Origin of the sequence: Xylanibacter rarus (assembly GCF_001275135.1) — a bacterium.
Taxonomy (GTDB): domain Bacteria; phylum Bacteroidota; class Bacteroidia; order Bacteroidales; family Bacteroidaceae; genus Prevotella; species Prevotella rara.
Genome location: NZ_LFQU01000062.1, coordinates 1 through 4,127 on the forward strand (window position 1 = coordinate 1; position 4,127 = coordinate 4,127).

Here is a 4,127-nt window from a genome sequence, read left to right on the forward strand (position 1 = left end):
ATATTCATATTTCGATATCAGACTCTTAAAGCCGCTGTAGAGCTTAGCTCCCGGCTTTGTGTCCATAATATACCACATCTCCGTCTTGCCGAACGAGTCGTGATATTTCTTTGCCATCTCGTCGTTGGGATGCACCTGTATCGACAAGTCCTTCGCAGCGTCGATAAACTTTATCAGCAGCGGAAACGTCTCGCCGTACATGTCATACACCGTGCGTCCTATCAGCTCTTCCTTATATTCCGTCACAAGTTCGTTAAGCTTGCGTCCCTGCAGTGAGCCGTTGCCCACTACCGATTCCTTACCCGGCACGGCACTTATCTCCCAGCTCTCGCCCATAGGAGTTGTATCACCGTCACTAATACCTTTAAGTGTCTTCAGCAGATTACCGCCCCAGACCTTAGAATAAATGTTATTCTTAAACAATAATGGATAAAGCATGGTTTAGTCTTTTTTAAAATTTAAGTGAACAGAGAAAAGAGAAGAAACAAAGTTCGACGTTAGTCAATCCAATGGTGTTGGGCCTCATGTTAGGAGTTATAGTCGTTAAAGTCAATAGCCAACGTAGTGCTTGCGACAAGAAACAACTAGACTATTGGATTTTTTACTCTTCCCTCTTCACTTAAACTATACCGTCATGTGATTTATGCAAATCCTTTTCAGGAACCACTCATACAGCTTATGATTACTAATTACAGAAACAATCAACTTATATATATAATGTTATTGAATTTACATATTTACTCGTTTTTATTTAAAAACATTACTATTTTATTTATTAAATTTTTGTCTTGTACATTGAATTTACGTGCAAAAAAGCATTTGTTTGTGCTATTTATTAATTCATCAAAATCATTCTCTTTCCATATATATGGTTCCCCTCTTTTCCAATCAATATATCTTAGACATGAATGATATTCGTCTTCATAATCATATATATTATTTTTATATGGTGAATTCCATAATACTGTTTGTAAGAAAATCTCATCAGGACAAAAAGTATGATTAAACATTTGTAATATTTCTTCTTTATGTTCTATAAGATATTTACAGAAATTATCAGTAATACTAACCCATTGACAACCTTTTTTAAGTTCAAGTTTATAACGTCTTCTAACTTGAAATACATTTTGCAGTGATAAAAAGCTTTTTTGAATTAACCTGACAATAATTTTTTCAAAGATATTATTACATCTAAAGTGGTTTTGTAAAATATAGAAATATCTAGTTTTATTATTTAATACTTTAAGAGATTGTGGAGATTCTTTTTCAAATTCTACAAATTCTTTTCCTTGTAACTTGTCACATACTTGGTGTATATAGTCTTGAGACTTTATCGGTAAGTCTTGTCCCGAAAGCAAATGATAATATGAGTAATGTTCTTTCTTTCGGGCTGTTTCAAATAATAAAAATTCAGTTTCTACTAGCTTAACACTGCCCCAACAATTATTATTCTGTTGAGTAAAGAATAAATTACTATTTTGAGCTTTTATGCTTTTGAATATATTTATATCCGTTCGTGAATCAATGGTAATAAATATATCGTTACGTACATCGTCGATAAGACTGATTAAGATTTGTAATAGCTCAGGTTGATCGTGGGCTATAATTAAGTATGCATGCCTATTTCTAATCATATCAATATAAATTTTTAATTGTTTATTTCTGTGCTCCGCCGGAATAGAATATTAGGAGATTAGCTGCGCTGACCTTCGGTTTTAATACTCAATTTCGGCGAAACACAGATTCGCCGGCACATTAGTATATACCTGTTATATAGTCTAAAATTCTTCTAGCTTTTTTATTCACTAAAGCCATAATATCTTAAATATTCAAGATAGACGAATAATTACAATATGAATATTATTATTGTCAAAACACTTGAATAGCAAAATATATACAAAAATAATTTATTATCTTTGCACCAATGAAATCGTTTTTTCGTATAGTGTTGTCTTATCTTTCGGCTATAATACTTGTACCTATAGCCATAATAGCAAAGCTGTTCAGGAAATAAGAATTCTTATTTCTCAAATGGATTCTTGTATATGCCAAGCAACTGCTTAGTGAAGTAATAGAAGAACTGCATATCGTCAACAAAATAACGCTTAAACAGGCGCTTTGGTTCTTTTATCACACGATACAGCCACTCCATTCCGCATTTCTGCCATATCATAGGCGCACGTTTCAGCGTACCAGCCTCGAAGTCTATCGTTGCGCCAAGAGCCATAAACACATCCACGTTTGGCATCTTGTCACGATATTTCATTATCCATTTCTCCTGTTTGGGCGCACCTACACCTACAAGAACAACGTTTGCGCCACTTTCATTTACAATCTTTATCAGTTCCTCACATTCTGCCTCTTTCTTCTCAAATCCATACGAAGGTGAATGTGCGCCGACAACAATCTCACGGCCCACTTTTTCGTTGATGTTTCTTTTAGCTTTCTCTGCTATACCTTCTGCTGCACCCAGCAAGAATATCTTGCAGTCAGTGTCATCCTTATGATACATATAATATGCAGTAAAGAAGCTGCTTCCGGGAATAGCCTCCGGCAACGGATCTTTCAGCAGTTTAGACATCAGGTATAATATTTTACTGTCGCATACCACCCATTCTGCCTTTTGATAAACATCATAAAAGTCTTTATCTTTCTGAAGCTTTACCAGATGGTCTACGTTAGGAGTTATCAATACGCCTTTTTTCAAGTTCTTCAATAGTTCTTTTTGAGTTATAACTTGAATTCTTGTATTCAAAAAGTTTATTGTCTTCATTTTAGTAATGTTTCATAAATATTGTTCAAGTCGTTAAAGACTTTTTCCGGGAAAAAGTCCTTAACTATTTTATATCCGTTTTCACCCTGCGTTTTTATCTCGTCTTTGTTCTCAATATAATATTTTATGGCATCAGCTATTTCCTCTTGATTTCCGGGTTCTACCAATATACCATTTCTTTTATTCTCAACAACTTCAGGAATACCGCCTACGGGAGTTGATATTACAGGATGACTATAGCTCATGGCTTCCAATATCGCAATAGGCAAGCCTTCATTATATGAAGGAAGAATATAAACATCTTCCCAATTTAGGCATTCTTTTTTATGCTCACCGGCAATCCAGCCTTCATAACTTACAAAGCCTTCTAATCCATTATCTTTGATAAACTTATTTATGTCTCCGTCAACTTCATTTCCGCCCATTCTTAATAAGAGTTTATCCTTAAAAAACTCTTTTTCTTTACAAATGGCTTTTAGTAAATCGAATGCCCCTTTCCTTTTGCTTATTTCTCCCATATACAGCAAATGTAGTTTATCATCAATTCGCTTTATTGGTTTTAGTTCAGGAGGAGAAACGATATTATTTAATACGCATATTTTATTTTGATCAATACCGATAGAAATAAAATAGTGTTTCCACGATTCAGATAAAACAATCAGTTTATCACATTTATTGATTGTTTCTGTTATGTCGGCTTTATTAGTCGTATTATTGTAGAACTCAACAAAATCTGCTGCATGTTCATGCAATATAACTTTCTTGCCTAGCTTTTTTGCCAAATTAATAAAAATCTTACATCTGTAAAATGAGGCATTTGCAGCTCCATGAATATGTACAATTTTTATATTCTTATCAAATGTGCATTTAATCCATGTACGCATGATGGCCTGCAATGCATACCATGATTTTACTAATTTGTTTCCTAGTTTCCATGTTGGTATAAACTGCATTCCTTCGATATACTTTTTATATGAAACCAATACTGCAGTCATACCTCCCTTGGTTTTCATGGACACACCAAGGAAAAGTATCTTTTTTGAAATGCTATTTTGTATGTACTTCATTATTTACGTTTTTTTATCAGTTTTGCAGGATTTCCACCAACAATACTATATGGTTGAACGTCTTTAGTAATTATAGCTCCTGCGGCAAGTATACTTCCGTGACCTATTATTCTCCCAGGCATAATCATAACGCGAGCACCTAACCAACAATCGTCTTCTATAATTGTAACTTTATTTGGAGTTTTTCCTTGAAAACACATGGGAATATTTATATCATCCGAAATATGATTATTATCTATTATATATACTTCAGGAGCCATCATTACATATTTTCCAATAATTGTATT

General features: G+C 33.8%; 5 protein-coding genes. All 5 read right to left on the minus strand.

What is annotated here, in order from left to right; genetic code table 11:
* A partial coding sequence (locus ACU52_RS14420; RefSeq protein WP_316936659.1) for a type I phosphomannose isomerase catalytic subunit occupies positions 1–438 on the minus strand: 438 nt, incomplete at its 3' end.
* A gap of 299 nt (positions 439–737) precedes the next feature.
* Positions 738–1,634: a beta-1,6-N-acetylglucosaminyltransferase gene (locus ACU52_RS14425; protein ID WP_053399312.1), complete on the minus strand. Its 897-nt coding sequence runs from the start codon at positions 1,632–1,634 to the stop codon at positions 738–740.
* Positions 1,635–2,020: 386 nt separating this feature from the next.
* Positions 2,021–2,773: a WecB/TagA/CpsF family glycosyltransferase gene (locus tag ACU52_RS14430; protein WP_053399313.1), complete on the minus strand. Its 753-nt coding sequence runs from the start codon at positions 2,771–2,773 to the stop codon at positions 2,021–2,023.
* A complete protein-coding gene (locus tag ACU52_RS14435; RefSeq protein ID WP_053399314.1) occupies positions 2,770–3,840 on the minus strand; it encodes a glycosyltransferase family 4 protein in 1,071 nt (356 codons plus the stop codon). Before ACU52_RS14435 ends, ACU52_RS14430 begins: the two co-directional genes overlap by 4 nt.
* Positions 3,840–4,127 (minus strand): DapH/DapD/GlmU-related protein (locus tag ACU52_RS14440; RefSeq protein WP_316936660.1); only part of this gene is annotated, 288 nt, incomplete at its 5' end. The genes ACU52_RS14435 and ACU52_RS14440, both read right to left, overlap by 1 nt.